Here is a 15,144-nt window from a genome sequence, read left to right as displayed (position 1 = left end):
GATCCGAGGTCAGCGCCTCGACCTGCTCAGTCGACATGGAGTCGAACTGGGTGGTGGAGAGGGCGGCAACCTGTGTGCGGCTCAGCGATGCGATGGTCTCTGTGCCGAGCTTGGAGAGAACGTCGGTGGAGAGACCGGCAAGCGCCTTGGTGCTGATGGCCTTGATCTCGTCGGGCGAGAAGGTCGACAGGCTGTCGGAGGTCAGCGAACCGAGCTGTGCAGAAGACAGGCCGGCGATCTGGGTCTTGGTCAGGGCTTCGGCGGTTTCGGTGCCAAGGGCCGCGAGGACCTCGGTGGCGAGGCCGGCGATTGCCTTGGCGCTGATTGCGGCGATCTCGTCGGTGCCAAAGAGCGCCAGTTCGGTGCTGTTGAGCGTTGCGACCTGGGCGGAGCTCAGACCGGCGATCTGATCCGAGGTCAGCGCCTCGACCTGCTCAGTCGACATGGAGTCGAACTGGGTGGTGGAGAGGGCGGCAACCTGTGTGCGGCTCAGCGATGCGATGGTCTCGGTGCCGAGCTTGGAGAGAACGTCGGTGGAGAGACCGGCGAGCGCCTTGGTGCTGATGGCCTTGATCTCGTCGGGCGAGAAGGTCGACAGGCTGTCGGAAGTCAGCGAAGCGAGCTGTGTGGAGGACAGGCCGGCGATCTGGGTCTTGGTCAGGGCTTCGGCGTTTTCGGTGCCGAGACCGTGAAGAGCTTCGGTCGTCATGCCCGCAAGAGCCTTGGCGCTGATTGCGGCGATCTCGTCGGTGGTGAAGAGAGCCAACTCGTCGGTGCTAAGCGTTGCGACCTGACCGGAAGTCAGGCCGGCGATCTGATCCTTCGTCAGGGCTTCGATCTGCTCGGTGGACAGGGCGGCGACCTGGCTGGTGTAAAGCGCAGTGACCTGCTGCGAGGAAAGGCCAGTGATCTGAGCGGAGTCGAGGATACCGATCTGCTCCACCGTCAGGCCCTTGACTGCGGTGACAGAGAGGGCGCGAAGATCTTCGGAGCTGAAGAGCGCGAGGTTTTCTGTGCTGAGGGAAGAAATCTGGGTCGACGTCAGGCCCTTGAGCTGGGCGCTGCCCAAGGCGTTTACGTCTTCCGAATTAAGGCCGGCAATGGTGGCCGTCGAAAGTCTTGAAATCTGCGCGGCGGATAATGAAGAGAGAATCGAAGTCATGAACGTGTCCTTGAAACCGGTTAGTGACGGGTCACGCCTATCTGCCGCCAGACGTCTCCGTTGAAGGGACCGATCCGACTTCCGCAAATAAAGCGAAATAAATGGGGAACATGGCTCATGTGAACCTGCGCGGGAAAGGCATCATGCAATTCGAGCTTGGAAGGAGCTCGGATTTTCCGCGCTAGCTTGTGCGAGTGCCGCGTAGCAATTTTTCGCGACATTGACGCCTTATCAGGAAAACATTTAAAGCCGCGTTAATAACTGCTCCAAATACTTTCATCTATCGAGCATCGCGACTGCAGAAATGTAGCGAATTGATAATTTTGATTATAGCTTCAAGGTGTGACGGCGCGTGCTTTATTATGTGTTTTCAGTCATACGCGAAAAAATCATGGAGAATGTCGGTGCGCGAACTGGCGTTGGAATACTAAATAAATCTTGTCTGGACTATTCGCTGTCGTGCCATATTAAACAATAGATTTTCATGACGGTATGAGCCAGGGAAACTGTTACAGCACTTGCTTTGGAGGAAGTCGCCATGAAACGATTGACTGGAGGATGCCTATGCGGCGCCGTTCGTATCGTGGCGATGGATAGACCTTACCGAATCGGTATCTGCCACTGCCTGGATTGCCGCAAGCATCATGGCGCCCTGTTTCACGCCTCCGCCATCTTCCCTGCGGACGCGGTGACGATCGAGGGAGAGACGCGCGACTACCGCGGCCGATTCTTCTGCCCGCGCTGCGGTTCGTCCGTTTTCGGGAAGTCGGACGACGAGATCGAGGTGAGCCTCGGATCGCTGGATGCGCCCGACCAGCTGGCGCCGACCTACGAGCTCTGGACCATCCGCCGCGAATCCTGGCTGCCGGCCTTTCCCGTGATCAGGCGCTACGAGCGGGACCGCGACGCGTCAGGCCGGTTCGAGGATTAGAGCAATTCCGCTTTTCTTCGAATAGCGGAACAGCTCTAGCCTTTTGTTTTCACGCAATTCCGGACGGAAAACCGCTTCGCACTTCTTCTGCAACTGTTTTAGGCGGTCGGGCCAAGGTTGACCAAGCTGGACAAGTCGCCGTTACTTGACCACCAGCACCGGAACCGTCGACTTCGCCAGCACTTCCTGCGTCTGGCTGCCGAGGATCATCCGGACGACGCCCGTGCGGCCATGCGAGGAGATGACGATCAGCCCGCAGTTGCGCGCCTGCGCGGTTTCGATGATGCCGATTGCCGCCGAAATGGCCGTCTCGCTGATGAACTCGGCAGCCACACCTGCTTCCGCCACCTTTTGCCGGACCAGCCGTTCGGTGGCGGCGAGCTCTTCTCTGACGCCCTGGTCATAGCTCTCCAGCGCCTGCGCCTGCACGACGCCCTGCAGCGCCAGGCCACCGAGCGGCACCGTGACGCTGACAACGGTGACGGGAACACCGAGCGCCTTCGCCAAAGCCAGACCGTGATCCAGCCCCTTTGTCGCCAGTTGCGAACCATCGGTGGGGATGAGAATGCGGGTATACATGGGATATCCTCTTTGGACCTTGATGCGATCAATTTGGAGGAGTGTAGCGGATTATGGGGGGAGGGTGTTGATCGATGTCAAGTTGGGGGGCACGGCACTGGAACTGCTACAAGAAGGCAAGACCACGTATCCTCCCGTCTCCGGATACGGGCTCGGCGTCCCGCTTTAAGTCTGGCTCGATCAAGGGATTGCATTTTCCTGAACGCCTCGCGTGCATCTTGACAGGATCGGAGCAGCGCCGTCTCTTACATCCAGGGTGAGGGGGCAAGCTTGATTCAATGGAAATCGATCGTGATCGCATTTGCGTTGTTGCCTATTGCAAGCATACCGGCTGCTGCCGGGCCAAAGCATGATAGCGTAACGGAAAAGCGTGACGTCCTCGGCGAAGGCCGCTCGATTTGTTCTGGCGTTTGAGTCGGGCAGTTGGACGCAGGACGACGTCAGGCGGCCTGGCCGCGAAGCCTCACGACGTCCTTCGACGGTGGCAGCCCGAATTGCCGAGCATATTCCCGACTGAACTGGTTTGGACTTTCGTATCCGACGCCAAAGGCCACGGACGTCGCATTGCCTTCGCCGGACATGAGAAGCGTGCGCGCGTGTAGCAGACGAACTTGCTTCTGGTACTGAATTGGGCTGAGTGCCGTCACCGCCTTGAAGTGGCGATGGAATGCTGAAACGCTGAGGGCCGCCATCTCGGCGAGCGCTTCCACCCGCAGAGGCTTGGCAAAATTCTCGCGGATCCACTGGATCGCAACGCCGATGCGAGAGAGCGCAGCGTCAGGAGCGGCGATGTCCCGAAGCATCCAGCCCAACGGCCCCTGCAGCACCCGGAACAGGATCTCCCGTTCGTAGGCAGGTGCAAGCACCGCGATCTCGTCCGGACGGTCCATCAGCCGCAGCATACGCACCCAGGCGTCGAGCAACTCCTCGTTGACCGGCGCGACCGAGAAGCCGGAACCGAACAGCTTGCTGCAGACCTGCACGGGCAGGTCGCTGATGAGGGCTGCGACCGTTGGGGGATGAAGCGTCAGACTGACGGCGAGATATGGCTCCCCGGTGGTCGAGGGATGTACCGACCCGACGGCCGGAAGGTCGACGGACATGACGAAATACGTCGCCGGGTCGTAGGCAAAGGTCCGCTCGCCGACCGTCATCGTCTTCGAGCCTGTCAGGATCAGGTTGATCATCGGCTCGTAGACGGCCGAAAGGCTATGCTCGGGGATCTCTCCCTGGACCATCGCGATGCGTGGAATTCCCGTTTCCGTGCGGCGATTTTCCGCGTTCGAGGCCAGCGCGCGCAGTTCCTGAAGTTGCTTTTCCATGGATGCGACCGTGACAGACGGAGGGTGTATCCGCAAGGGTGAAGCAGAAATAGGCAAGCTTCGGAGAGGAATGGGTGAGCGGGCGAGACGATGCGGGCCTAGCTTCAGGTCACACCAAACGGGCAAGGAAAACAGCCATGAAGATCGTCATCGTCACCGGAGGAAGCCGGGGTCTCGGAGCCAGCACAGCAATCGAATGCGCGGACAAGGGCATGGGTGTCGTCGTAACCTACAACAACAATCCGAATAAAGCAGAAACCGTCGTGAAAACGATCGTCGAGAACGGCGGCAAGGCTGTTGCGCTGAAGCTCGACGTCGGCGACGTCACATCTTTCCCGGCGTTTCGTGACGTCGTTGCCTCAAAACTTCAATCCGTCTTTGGCCGGGAAGATTTCGACTATCTCGTCAACAATGCCGGATACGGCCTGTTCAATCCGATCGCGACCGTCACAGAAGAACAGTTCAATGGGCTCTTCAACGTCCATCTCAAGGGGCCGTTCTTCCTGACCCAGATCCTGCTGCCGCTGATGGCGGATGGAGGCCAGATCATCAACATCACCAGCGCCACCTCACGCGTGGCGACCGCTGGCGTCGCGCCCTATGCCTCCTTCAAGGGTGGTCTCGAAGTCCTGACCCGCTACATGGCCAAGGAGTTCGGCGAGCGCGGCATCCGGGCCAACTCGATCGCACCCGGCGCGATCCGCACGGAACTCGGCGGTGGCCTGAACGACGCGTTCGAAGCCATGCTGGCGGGCCAGACCGCACTCGGCCGCGTCGGCGAGCCGGAAGAGATCGGTGGCGTCGTCGCCAGTCTACTGTCGGCCGAGAACCGCTGGGTCAACGCTCAGAACATCGAAGTTTCGGGTGGCTACATCATCTGAGCAGAGGAGAGCAGCATGCTCGACCATGTCTTCATTTCCGTCAGCGACATCCATCGGTCGATCGCCTTTTACGAAGCGACGCTGGCACCGCTCGGGATCATCCATGCGCACGACTATGACGGAAAGGACGGGCCGCCCGGCCATCCTGACCTGAAGGGGTTCGGCGGGAACGGCCGGGTGTTCTTCTGTACGCGAGGGCGTGGTCGAAGGCCGTGCCGTTCATGTCGGCTTCGTCGCCGACAGCACCTCCCAGGTCGATGCCACTTATGCCGCCGCTATCGCCGCGGGCGCGTCAAAAATCCATCCGCCGGGACCGCAGCTCCACTACGACCCCCGCTACTACGCCGCCCAGGTTCGCGACCCTGACGGCTACAGCCTCGAATTCGTCTACAAGGAATGGCAGCACTGATATGACAAAACTGATGATCTATGGCGCGACCGGCTATACCGGCGGCATGGTGGCCCAACACGCGAAGAGGGCAGGGATGCCAGTCGTCCTTGCAGGCCGCAGCGGAACCGCCCTGGCGAAACTCGCCTTCGAACTTGGCATGGAATACCGCGTGTTTGGTCTCGACGACGCTACGGCGATCGACACGGGCCTCGCCGGCATCTCCGTCCTCCTGAACTGCGCGGGTCCGTTCATGCGCACCGCCGATGCCCTGATGAAGGCAGCGATCCGCAATGGCGTGCACTATCTCGACACCGCAGCCGAACTCGACAGCTACCGGCTCGCCGAAGCGCTTGACGACAAGGCCAAGGCCGCAGGCGTCATGCTGATGCCGGGCGGTGGCGGAAGTGTCGCCATGCTTGGTGGCCTCGCCAGCCATGGTGCGGGGCGTGTCGCCAACCCTCGCAAGATCAGGATCGTGCTGCATGTCGCCGGTGGTCTTTCGCGCGGGTCGGCGATCAGCGCCACCGAGAACCTGACGGTCGAAACCTTGAAGTGCGCGCATGGCGTATTGACCCCGGCGGAGGCGGACATCCAGCCATTCGACTTCGGCAGAGGCGCCGTCGAATGCTTCCGGGTGACGTTGCCAGACCTGATTACGATCTGGCGTGCGACCGGTGTTCCCGACATCGAAACCTTCGTGCATGCCACCGGCGATGGGTTCCCGCAGGGCGACCTTTCCCTGCTGCCGGACGGGCCGAGCGAGGAAGAAAGGCTGGCGAACCGCTACCAGGCGCTGGTCGAGGTCACCGACGATCAAGGCCAGGTCGTTCGATCGCTGCTCGACACCGTCAACGGCTACACCTTTACTGCCATGGCAGCGGCCGAAGCCGGGCGCCGCGTTCTGAACGGTGAAGCGCGTTCCGGTTTCCAGACCCCGGCCGGCCTGTTCGGAAACGGTTTCGCGCAAACCATCGCCGACACCACCATCATCGACATCTAGGGAGGCTTTCATGCAGAAGGTCGTCGAATCCTTCATCCGCACCGCCAACGCCTTCGACGTCGATGGGGCGCTGTCCCTGTTCACGCCGGATGCCGTCATCGACGACGTTTCGGTGGGCGACGCCTTCGTCGGTCGGGATGGTGTTCGCGACTACCTTGAGCGGTTCTTCGTTGGCTATCATACGCGGAGCAGGCTTCTGTCGCTTGAAAGACTCGACGACTTCAACGCCACCATCCGCCTCGATTTCACAGGCGATTTCGGCCACGAGATCGGCATCCTCAAGATCGTCGTCAATGCAGACGGCCTGATTCAACGTATCGACGCCGACCTCGAATAGCATCCCCGCCGACAACACATCGATCATATCCATCTGCGCCCCAGGCGCCGATGCCGGGGAAGGCTTGCCCTTCGCGAGCCTCCGGCATGAAAAGGAGAACCTTCATGACTACATCACCATCGTTCGCACAGAACGCCGCCGACCGTCTCGCCGTTGTTGAAGCGCTTTATCGCTTCGCCGCCGGGATCGATCTTCGCGACAGCGACCTGCTCGCGTCGTCGCTCGCGGAGAACGCAGTCTCCGACTTCCGGCCGGCTGCCGCGAAGGCCGGGTTCGAGTATCCAGTCATCGAGGGCAGGGAAGTGATTGTCTCGGCGCTGACGACATCGCTTGCCATGCTGGACACGACGCATTCAGTCAGCAATCCGCGGGTGACCATCGACGGAGACACGGCGCGCATGGATGTCCTCGTCGAAGCGCAGCACGTGCCGCGCAGCGATCCATCGCGTCATTATCTGATGAAGAACCGCTACGACATCGAACTGGTCAGAACCGGCGACGTCTGGCTCATCACCCGCAACACGGTCGACAACGTCTGGCGGTCGGGTGACATCGGCGTTCTCGCCGGAATCTGATCTTCAGACATTACGCGACAAAAAGGGGCAGCGGGACAGTGTGTCTGCCGCCTCCCTAGATTTCTGGCGGTCGTCCACCTCATAACCTCCCGCCGACCCCTCAGACGGGCAGTCGACCAAGCAGCTTCTTCAGTGCCGTCATGGGATCGCCTTCCGCCTCGCCGAGTGCAAGGCAATCTGCAAGAAGTTGGCGGTCCTGGCGATTCACCTTTCCGCCGTGATGGTAGCGGTTGAACTCCTGCAGATCGAGGGGAAGCATGTCCTGTTCCCAGACGCGCCACTGTTCGGCCAATCCCTCCGGCGTCGTGTTCCGCTTGACCTCCTGTCCGAAGCGCCCGTTGATCTTCAATCCTTGAATTTCGCGAGCGGCCTCGGTGCCAAGAAGCCATTCCGGAGTGGTTGGATCGATATTCCCAGCTTGCGGCCAGTCCAGAAGTTCAAGGGCGGCCATCATCGGGAAATAGGTCGGGAGCATCACGGAGAACTCGGTCGACGGCCGGACGACGCATTTTGATTCAGCGTTCGCACTGTACAAAGCCGCGAATCCTTCGGCGACCGCCGGGGCACTGTCTTCGACCACAAGACCGAAGGGCCAGCAATGGCGATATGCGAGGTCCGCGCGGTAAAGCAATTCCCGGCTTGTTCCGGTGTGCAGCGGCAGCCGTGCGGCCTCTGGCGAATAGCACTGAATCCCGAGCGAAGAATTCACAATGCTGCCGGCGTCGATCCCGGCGGCGTCGATAAACCACTCTTTGAGCCTCATGCCGATTGATCCGAGGATGATCTTCGTGCCGTGGTCACGCGACGTTCGGCCAAGCGCCTCGGCTACGGCCATGCCGTCCGCGTCGCGCAACGCCGCGCCATCCAGCGTCACGACTGCGTAATCGTAATTCTGTTCGTCGATGCGGCTTGGAGAAGCGATGACGGCATACTGTGCAAACGTGCGCAACGTGTCGTCGTCATAGGAATAAAGTACCTGCGGCCGCATCAACTCTGGAACGCGGTGGCTCCGTACAAGAAAGGTTACTTCCGTTCCCGATGCGACAAGGTGGTATCCGATGGCAAGTCCCATCGATCCTGCTCCCACGATGAGCACCTTTTTTGCGCTGTCGGCCATGTTTTCCGTCCTGAATATGTTGCTCGGATACTGGCGTCGAAGCGCCTGCAGGGGATACATAAACATGGAGGAGGCCCGCTATTAGCGCTGCCAAATCGCGCGAGCCTATGAGTGTGACTCAGCAATCCGGTCCGTGGGCGGCAAAGAATAACGATGGGGACATCACCCAGTCATTGCCGGGCGCCGTCCTTCAGGAGATCGATCACGGCTCGCATGGCCGGGCGGATCTGGCGTCGATCGGGGTAGTAGAGATAACAGGCGTCGTGTTCGACCGACATCTCAGGAAGCAGTTCGACCAGACGACCGCTTTCGAGATGGGTGGCGACCTGCTCTCGCAGAAGGTAGGCAACCCCGGCGCCGGACACGGCGGCTTGGACGAGAACCTCCATGTCGTCGGTCGTGAATACCGGCTCGGCTTCCACGCTGATCCTCTGGCCTTCCTGTATAAAGTCCCACTTCAGCAGTGCGCCGGACGTCGGATATCGCCACGCTAGGCAATCGAGCTCAAGAAGATCGGAAGGCGATCGGACCGGTGGCTTCCCATTGAGATAGTTGGGCGCGGCGACCAGTGCCGAGCGATACTCGGAGCTGATACGCACCGCCACCATGTCTTTGGCCAGATGACGGCCGTGGCGGATTCCTGCGTCGAAGCCGGCGCTGACGATGTCGATCATTCCGTCGTCAATGCCGAGATCGAGAACGACGTCAGGATACCGATGCCGAAGAGCTGGCAACTTCGGAATGACATGCAGAAAAGCTGCGCTCTGATGCGTGTTGATCCGCACCGTCCCCGAGGGTCTGTCGCGTTCGTCTGCCAGAGCATCGAGGCCTTCGGCGATTTCGCCAAGAGCAGGCGACAACCTTGCCAGCAGTCTCTGCCCGGCCGCCGTTGGAGCGACGCTGCGCGTCGTCCGATTGAGAAGCTTCGTACCCAGTCTTTCTTCAAGCAATCTGATCGCGTGGCTCAATGCGGAGCTGGAGAGGCCGAGACGAACGGCAGCGCGCGTGAAGCTTCGTTCCTCGGCGATGATGGCGAAGGCCATGAGGTCGGCGATATCTTCTCGTTTCATTGTTGAGTCCTGCTCACAGGCTTGTCCGGTTTGTCTCGTCTAATCACTTAATACGGGAGCGTCTACATTTCCATCATCCAAGCAGAATGATGGAGAAGACAGTGAAGCAGTGGATTTTGAAGGCGGGTGCAAACACCATAGAAGGGCTTGTCGAAACGACCACGACGAGGCCGGAACCCGGCCCCGGTGAGGTGAGAGTACGGGTGGTGGCGGTATCGCTGAACTACCGCGAGCATCTCATCCTGTCGGGTGGCGACGGCCCGTGGCGCCCGCGTGCGGATCTCGTGCCCGTCGCCGACGGCGCAGGCGTGATCGACGCTGTCGGCAACGACGTCACCGGGTGGAAGATCGGCGACCGGGTGACCACGGTCTATCTTCGCGACTTCGAGACCTGGCCGCCGCATCCGGGAATCGGTCTGGGGCTGGGTGCAGCCGACGAACAGGGCGTGCTGACCGAATTCGTCGTGCTGCGAGCCGACCGCGTGATGATGGCTCCCGAGAGCTTGAGCCTTGCCGAGGCTTCGACCCTCCCGTGCGCGGCGGTGACGGCGTGGACCGCGCTGCAGCACGCAAACCCGGTTCGTCCTGGGCAGAAGGTTCTGACCCTCGGCTCCGGCGGCGTGTCGCTTTTCGCCATCTCAATGGCGAAGGCCTTCGGTGCAGACGTGTTCGCAACGACCAGCCAGGCCGACAAGCAGCCGAAACTGATCGATCTTGGCGTCTCCCAAACCTTCGACTATCGGAACGATCAGAACTGGGGCGCGACGTTCTTCAAGGCGACCGGTGGAGCGGACAAGATCGTCGATACGGCCGGATTCGGCTCGATCAACCAGAGCATCCAGGCGCTGGCCTTCGGCGGCGACATCGGCATGGTCGGACTGATGTCCTTCGGCGAGGCGATCGATCCGGCGCTCTTCTATGCGAAGGGTGTGAGCCTGCGCGGCATTCCCGTCGGCAGCGCCGACCAGCAGCGCGAGGTCTTCCGCTTTATCGACGATAAGGGGATCAAGCCGGTCATTCACCGCACCTTCGATTTTTCGGAGGCACGGGCTGCCTACGACGCGCAGCTTTCTCCGGATACATTCGGCAAGATCGTCATCAACGTATCGGACGAATAAAAACCGAGTCCGCTGGTTGATCGATAAAAAGCTCGGCCGCCGGGTAATTCCAGCGGCCGAGCCGCGTCTGCTGCAACTAAACCGGCGTCGCACCTGCTGATGGTGGTGCATTCGTCCGAAGGGATCTGACATGACGGATGGGCGGTGCGCCGAACATGCGGCGGTACTCGCGGTTGAACTGGGTGACGCTCTCGTACCCCACTTCGATCGCTGCACTCGCGGCGTCTAGGTTGTCGCACATCAGCATGCGACGCGCCTCGTGGAGACGAAGGTTCTTCTGGAACTGCAGCGGGCTCATCGCCGTCATGACCCTGAAATGATGGTGTAGCGTCGAGACACCCATGTGGCAGTGGTCGGCAAGATCCGCCACCTTCAACGGCATTGCGTAGTTCTCGCGTAGCCATGAGATCGCCCGCGCAACCCGATTGTCGTCGGTGCCGATCCGGACGATCTGCCTCAGCCGCTCTCCAGTCCGGCTTGTCAGCACACGGAACAGCAGTTCCCGCCGGATGAGGCCGGACATGATCGGAATCTCTTTTGGTCGATCAAGCAGGGCAAGCAACCGCTCCACGCCGTCGAACAGTTCCGGGGTGGCGGGGCCGACGGCCATCGCTGTGCCATCGCCAGCCTCCGACCCGTCAATATCAAGTGCAGCCATGATTTCTTTCGCAACGGTCAGGTCGAGTTTCAGCACCATCGACAGGTATGGACGTGCCGGGGTCGCCTCGACTACCCGCGTTATCGTTGGAAGGTTCATCGCGGTCAGAAGGAAATGAGACTCGTCGTACCAGAGCGAGGATTCTCCCAGCACGACGTGTTTAGCCCCTTGCATGATCATGGCGAGCGACGGCTCGTAAAGATACGGCGTGGGAGGGATCGGATGATCACGCCGTACAAGCGTAAGGCCCTCGATTTCGGTTTCGATCTCCTCTTGGGCGCCCATCCTGTTCTGGATGACGGAGCAGAGACGTGCCCGCACCGCCGCCGTCGCATCGCGCAACTTGCTGTTCTCTTCGTTAATTCTGAGGTCCATGGCCGCTCTCCTGCGGTGTGACATAAGTAGGGAACGTCACGGTTCAAGGCATGGTTCCGTCCGTTCCCTGTCACGGAAAAAATCTGGACCCAAGAGGATTGGGCAATAATCGGGAAGGATCAGCGTCACGATCGGAAACCGAGCCCCCTAGTGTGGGTGAGTGCCAAGCAAAAGCCGATCGATACACAACATCGCTGGCTTGCGCGCGCCAATTCGCAACCAGGAGACAATCCCATGTCTGAAACATTGAACAATACCGTTGCTCTCGTGACGGGAGCCTCCAGCGGGATCGGTCAAGCGACTGCCTTGCGCCTGGCTGCCGCCGGTGCCCGTGTTGCACTCACCGGTCGCAACGCCGAGCGTTTGAATGCGGTTGCCGAAAAGATAGTCGCGAACGGAGGCGAGGCGTTTCCCCTCGAGGTCGATCTCAGAACGTCGTCCGAGGCCGAGAAGATCGTGTCCCAGACCGTCGAACGCTTCGGCCGGCTCGACACGCTCGTGAACGCCGCAGGCGTCATGCTCAACGGCCCGTCGATCGACAGTCCGCTGAAGGATTGGGATACGATGGTCGACGTGAACCTGCGCGGTCTGATGTATGTCACGAAGGCGGCGCTTCCGCATCTTTCCGATGCCGTGAAGGACAGCCCGCGCAAGGTCGTCGATGTCGTGAACATCTCCTCGGTCGCTGGACGTGTGGCCGCGGCACAGGTCGCGATCTACAACGCGACGAAGTTCGCGGTGACTGCAGCGACCGAGGCTTGGCGGCAGGAGTTCACTCGCCAGTCCATCCGCTTTTCGGTGATCGAACCGGGAGCCACGGCCACCGGACTTTGGGATGCAAAAGGCCAATGGGAAGGATTCACGGCGATGTTCGGCGAAGTCGAGCGCCTGCACGCCGAAGACATCGCCGAGGCCGTTTCCTTCATCGTCACCAACCCACGCCGTGTCGCCATCAACGAGATCGTCGTGCGCCCGACCGACCAGCCCTGATCGGCTGAAATCTCATTCACAATCAATCCATCCCGGCATCGGCCACCGGCCGGCGGACGATGCCGGTTGGCCATCTCGCAGAAAGGAGCATCGAAATGGAAGACTTCAAGAATAAGGTCGCCATCGTCACCGGAGGCAATTCCGGCATCGGCAGGTCTGCGGCACACATCTTCGCACGCCGCGGCGCTCGCGTCGCCATCGTTGCCCGGCGAAAGCCGGAGGTGGACGTCGTGGTGGAGGAAATCAAGGCGTTCGGTGGCGACGCGTTCGGGATTTCCGCCGACATCGCCAACCCGGAGCAGATCACCTCGATGGTCGAGCAAGCCGTCGAGAGGTACGGTCGTCTCGACATCGCCTTCAACAACGCGGGCGTGATCGGCAAGTGGGCGGCGATCGACGATTTGTCCACCGACGACTTTGACCAGGCGATCGGCATCAATCTCCGCGGCACCTGGCATTGCATCCGTGCCGAGATTGCGCAGATGAAACGCCAGGGTGGAGGCGGTGCGATCGTCAATACCTCCTCGTGGCTTGCACAAGGAGCCCTTAAGGGGTCGGCGCTCTACTCCATGACCAAGGCCGGCCTCGATGTTCTCGTCAAGTCACTGACATTCGAACTGTCGGAACACGGGATTCGCATCAACAACGTCGCCCCCGGCGTCATCGATACTCCGATGACATCGTCGAGTACCGATCCCGATACGCTCGACGCCCTGATCGCTCAGACGCCGATGAAACGGCTCGGAACCTCGGACGAGGTCGCCGAAGCCGCCGTCTGGCTGTCCTCGCCGGCATCAGGGTTCGTCACGGGGCAGAGCCTCCTCGTGGATGGTGGATACACTATTCCCGGCAACCGGATGTAAGCGTCGACGTCGCTTCGGGAGGTATTTATGTCACGAGCACCTGGAACACGGATCTCCAACCCCGGAGATGACGTGAGTGCCTCCCGAGCAAGGCTGAGGCAGGTTGCGCAAAGGCTGCTATCTGATCGCGACAAAGTCGACGGGGTGGTGTCCGGATTGTCGCTGACGAAGCTGCCTCGTAGCGACATGGCGAACGTGCCGATCCGGGCTTCGTCCATCACGGTCATCATTCAAGGCAGCCGGCGCCTGACGCTTGGTACGCAATCGTTCCTACTCGAGGAGTTCGGTTTCCTTATCAATGCCCTGCCGCTTCCGATCGTGGAGGACACGGGGCGCGCGGACGGCGACGCCCCCTATATGGCCATCGAGCTTGCGTTCGACCTCGCACTTGCCGAGCGCGTTCGCAGCGGCATGCCTGGCAGGATCGCCGGCCTCGTTTCGTCGTCTGTCGCCATGACTGGAACGCCCTCGTGGATGTGCGACTGCTTTCGCAGGATGCTCGAGATTTCCGTTGCGGATAATCCGGATGGGCGGCTCGTCGATCTGTTGCAGCAGGAGTTCATGCTACGGCTACTTGCTCACCCATCTGGACGCGCACTGCACCAATTGACGCTTCCCGGCAGCCATCTGGCTCGCGTCTACCGCGCGGTTCGCTACATCATCGATCGCTTCCGAGAGCCACTGGTTGTCGCCGATCTCGCGACGTTCTGTAATTGGTCGCCATCGTCCCTGCATCACCAGTTCCGGCGCCTGACGACGATGACGCCGCTTCAATACCAGCAGTTTCTGCGGCTCAGCCAGGCGAGACACCTCCTGCTTACAACGCAAATGCAGGCTGGGGAGGTTGCTTCCCATGTCGGCTATTCCAGCGCCAACCAGTTCAACCGTGAATACAGGCGGCTTTTCGGGGCGCCGCCGATCATAAGCGTCAGCGTGCTCTGACGCTAAACATCCCGCCGAAATCGACCCAATCAAGGAGTTAGTCAAATGTCCAGAAGACTCGATGGAAAAGTTGCGATCGTCACTGGTGCAGCCCGTGGCATCGGCGAAGGAATAGCGGACCTCTTCGCCTCCGAGGGCGCGAAGGTGGTGATTACGGATATTCTCGAGGCGCAAGGGGAAGAGGTCGCGAGCCGTCTTCAGGCACGCGGCGACCGAGCTATCTTCCAGAAGCTCGACGTCTCGGACGAGCGGAGCTGGCAGGCGGTCGTGGGTGCGACAGTGTCGAATTTCGGCAAGCTGACCACGATCGTCAACAATGCCGCGCGGTTCAGTGCCACTGGACTGACAGACACGACGGTGGACGACTGGAACAAGGTGATCGCGGTCAATCTTACCGGGACCTATCTTGGCATGAAGACCGCGATGCCGGAGCTTCTGAGATCGGGCAACGGCTCTGTCGTGAACATCTGCTCGCTATACGGACTGATCGCAACGACCGGCTACACAGCCTATCACGCTTCGAAAGGTGGCGTGCGGATGCTCAGCAAGGCGGCGGCGCTCGAGTATGCGAAGAAGGGTGTCCGGATCAATTCGGTCTATCCCGGTGATACGGAAACCCCGGCCATGGACAACCTGACAGAAGAAGAGAACGCAAAGGTGCTTTCCCTGGTGCCAATGGGCGTCGCCGGCAAGCCTCTCGATATGGCCTACGGCGCTCTCTATCTCGCGTCGGACGAAGCAAGTTACGTCACCGGCGCCGAGCTCGTCATCGACGGAGGATGGAGCCTTCCGTGAACCCCTGACGCCAATGTCCTCAACGACGGGAAGCGCGA

At 60.6% G+C, this 15,144-nt stretch carries 16 protein-coding genes and 1 pseudogene; 11 read left to right on the top strand and 6 right to left on the bottom strand.

Going from position 1 to position 15,144, the window contains the following annotated elements:
* A pseudogene (locus QTL95_RS24180) lies at positions 1-1,162 on the bottom strand (ice nucleation-like protein); the annotation flags it as partial.
* A gap of 538 nt (positions 1,163-1,700) precedes the next feature.
* Here QTL95_RS24180 and QTL95_RS24175 point away from each other — a divergent pair.
* Positions 1,701-2,093, top strand: coding sequence for a GFA family protein (locus QTL95_RS24175; RefSeq protein WP_289722411.1), 393 nt, complete (start codon positions 1,701-1,703; stop codon positions 2,091-2,093).
* A 141-nt stretch (positions 2,094-2,234) separates the two neighbouring features.
* On the opposite strand, the gene QTL95_RS24170 is transcribed toward QTL95_RS24175, so the two are convergent.
* On the bottom strand, positions 2,235-2,672 hold the full coding sequence (locus tag QTL95_RS24170; protein ID WP_289722410.1) for a universal stress protein: 438 nt from the start codon (positions 2,670-2,672) through the stop codon (positions 2,235-2,237).
* Positions 2,673-3,112: 440 nt separating this feature from the next.
* Positions 3,113-3,994 carry an AraC family transcriptional regulator gene (locus QTL95_RS24165; RefSeq protein ID WP_289722409.1) on the bottom strand — a complete coding sequence of 294 codons (882 nt, stop codon included), beginning with the start codon at positions 3,992-3,994 and terminating at the stop codon, positions 3,113-3,115.
* Positions 3,995-4,131: 137 nt separating this feature from the next.
* On the opposite strand from QTL95_RS24165, the gene QTL95_RS24160 reads away from it, so the two are divergent.
* The 5 genes from QTL95_RS24160 (at position 4,132) to QTL95_RS24140 (ending at position 7,178) form a co-directional block, all read left to right on the top strand.
* A complete protein-coding gene (locus QTL95_RS24160) occupies positions 4,132-4,875 on the top strand; it encodes an SDR family NAD(P)-dependent oxidoreductase (RefSeq protein WP_289722408.1) in 744 nt (247 codons plus the stop codon).
* A gap of 199 nt (positions 4,876-5,074) precedes the next feature.
* Positions 5,075-5,284, top strand: a complete 210-nt coding sequence (locus QTL95_RS24155) for a VOC family protein (RefSeq protein ID WP_289722407.1) — start codon at positions 5,075-5,077, stop codon at positions 5,282-5,284.
* Between the two features lies 1 nt (position 5,285).
* Positions 5,286-6,266 (top strand): saccharopine dehydrogenase family protein, encoded by a 981-nt coding sequence (locus QTL95_RS24150; protein WP_289722406.1) that lies wholly within the window; start codon positions 5,286-5,288, stop codon positions 6,264-6,266.
* A gap of 10 nt (positions 6,267-6,276) precedes the next feature.
* Positions 6,277-6,603 carry a nuclear transport factor 2 family protein gene (locus QTL95_RS24145; protein WP_289722405.1) on the top strand — a complete coding sequence of 109 codons (327 nt, stop codon included), beginning with the start codon at positions 6,277-6,279 and terminating at the stop codon, positions 6,601-6,603.
* A 104-nt stretch (positions 6,604-6,707) separates the two neighbouring features.
* The gene (locus tag QTL95_RS24140) at positions 6,708-7,178 is read left to right on the top strand and encodes a nuclear transport factor 2 family protein (protein WP_289722404.1); all 471 of its coding nucleotides are present in this window, start codon (positions 6,708-6,710) and stop codon (positions 7,176-7,178) included.
* Positions 7,179-7,278: 100 nt separating this feature from the next.
* Here QTL95_RS24140 and QTL95_RS24135 read toward each other — a convergent pair whose 3' ends face one another.
* Together QTL95_RS24135 and QTL95_RS24130 are read right to left on the bottom strand one after the other, a co-directional pair.
* Positions 7,279-8,295 (bottom strand): ketopantoate reductase family protein, encoded by a 1,017-nt coding sequence (locus QTL95_RS24135; protein ID WP_289722403.1) that lies wholly within the window; start codon positions 8,293-8,295, stop codon positions 7,279-7,281.
* A gap of 170 nt (positions 8,296-8,465) precedes the next feature.
* A complete protein-coding gene (locus QTL95_RS24130) occupies positions 8,466-9,365 on the bottom strand; it encodes a LysR family transcriptional regulator (protein WP_289722402.1) in 900 nt (299 codons plus the stop codon).
* A gap of 101 nt (positions 9,366-9,466) precedes the next feature.
* Here QTL95_RS24130 and QTL95_RS24125 point away from each other — a divergent pair, with 101 nt between their 5' ends.
* A complete protein-coding gene (locus QTL95_RS24125; protein ID WP_289722401.1) occupies positions 9,467-10,483 on the top strand; it encodes a zinc-dependent alcohol dehydrogenase family protein in 1,017 nt (338 codons plus the stop codon).
* Between the two features lie 76 nt (positions 10,484-10,559).
* On the opposite strand, the gene QTL95_RS24120 is transcribed toward QTL95_RS24125, so the two are convergent.
* A complete protein-coding gene (locus QTL95_RS24120; protein WP_289722400.1) occupies positions 10,560-11,516 on the bottom strand; it encodes an AraC family transcriptional regulator in 957 nt (318 codons plus the stop codon).
* A 234-nt stretch (positions 11,517-11,750) separates the two neighbouring features.
* Between QTL95_RS24120 and QTL95_RS24115 the strand changes: the two genes are divergently transcribed.
* The 4 genes from QTL95_RS24115 (at position 11,751) to QTL95_RS24100 (ending at position 15,106) form a co-directional block, all read left to right on the top strand.
* The gene (locus tag QTL95_RS24115; RefSeq protein WP_289722399.1) at positions 11,751-12,506 is read left to right on the top strand and encodes an SDR family NAD(P)-dependent oxidoreductase; all 756 of its coding nucleotides are present in this window, start codon (positions 11,751-11,753) and stop codon (positions 12,504-12,506) included.
* A gap of 95 nt (positions 12,507-12,601) precedes the next feature.
* A complete protein-coding gene (locus tag QTL95_RS24110) occupies positions 12,602-13,369 on the top strand; it encodes an SDR family NAD(P)-dependent oxidoreductase (RefSeq protein WP_289722398.1) in 768 nt (255 codons plus the stop codon).
* Positions 13,370-13,441: 72 nt separating this feature from the next.
* On the top strand, positions 13,442-14,311 hold the full coding sequence (locus QTL95_RS24105; RefSeq protein WP_289722397.1) for a helix-turn-helix domain-containing protein: 870 nt from the start codon (positions 13,442-13,444) through the stop codon (positions 14,309-14,311).
* A 45-nt stretch (positions 14,312-14,356) separates the two neighbouring features.
* Complete coding sequence (locus QTL95_RS24100) at positions 14,357-15,106, top strand: SDR family NAD(P)-dependent oxidoreductase (RefSeq protein WP_289722396.1); 750 nt, start codon at positions 14,357-14,359, stop codon at positions 15,104-15,106.
* The last annotated feature ends 38 nt before the right edge of the window (positions 15,107-15,144 follow it).

The sequence above is a fragment of the Rhizobium sp. S152 genome (assembly GCF_030380735.1).
Lineage (GTDB): Bacteria > Pseudomonadota > Alphaproteobacteria > Rhizobiales > Rhizobiaceae > Rhizobium.
This window is presented reverse-complemented; position numbering and strand designations above follow the sequence as displayed.

Coding starts and splice junctions, on each gene's coding strand:
- QTL95_RS24175 (WP_289722411.1), top strand. CDS start 1,701: ATGAAACGATTGACTGGAGGATGCCTATGCGGCGCCGTTCGTATCGTG.
- QTL95_RS24170 (WP_289722410.1), bottom strand. CDS start 2,672: ATGTATACCCGCATTCTCATCCCCACCGATGGTTCGCAACTGGCGACA.
- QTL95_RS24165 (WP_289722409.1), bottom strand. CDS start 3,994: ATGGAAAAGCAACTTCAGGAACTGCGCGCGCTGGCCTCGAACGCGGAA.
- QTL95_RS24160 (WP_289722408.1), top strand. CDS start 4,132: ATGAAGATCGTCATCGTCACCGGAGGAAGCCGGGGTCTCGGAGCCAGC.
- QTL95_RS24150 (WP_289722406.1), top strand. CDS start 5,286: ATGACAAAACTGATGATCTATGGCGCGACCGGCTATACCGGCGGCATG.
- QTL95_RS24145 (WP_289722405.1), top strand. CDS start 6,277: ATGCAGAAGGTCGTCGAATCCTTCATCCGCACCGCCAACGCCTTCGAC.
- QTL95_RS24140 (WP_289722404.1), top strand. CDS start 6,708: ATGACTACATCACCATCGTTCGCACAGAACGCCGCCGACCGTCTCGCC.
- QTL95_RS24135 (WP_289722403.1), bottom strand. CDS start 8,295: ATGGCCGACAGCGCAAAAAAGGTGCTCATCGTGGGAGCAGGATCGATG.
- QTL95_RS24130 (WP_289722402.1), bottom strand. CDS start 9,365: ATGAAACGAGAAGATATCGCCGACCTCATGGCCTTCGCCATCATCGCC.
- QTL95_RS24120 (WP_289722400.1), bottom strand. CDS start 11,516: ATGGACCTCAGAATTAACGAAGAGAACAGCAAGTTGCGCGATGCGACG.
- QTL95_RS24115 (WP_289722399.1), top strand. CDS start 11,751: ATGTCTGAAACATTGAACAATACCGTTGCTCTCGTGACGGGAGCCTCC.
- QTL95_RS24110 (WP_289722398.1), top strand. CDS start 12,602: ATGGAAGACTTCAAGAATAAGGTCGCCATCGTCACCGGAGGCAATTCC.
- QTL95_RS24100 (WP_289722396.1), top strand. CDS start 14,357: ATGTCCAGAAGACTCGATGGAAAAGTTGCGATCGTCACTGGTGCAGCC.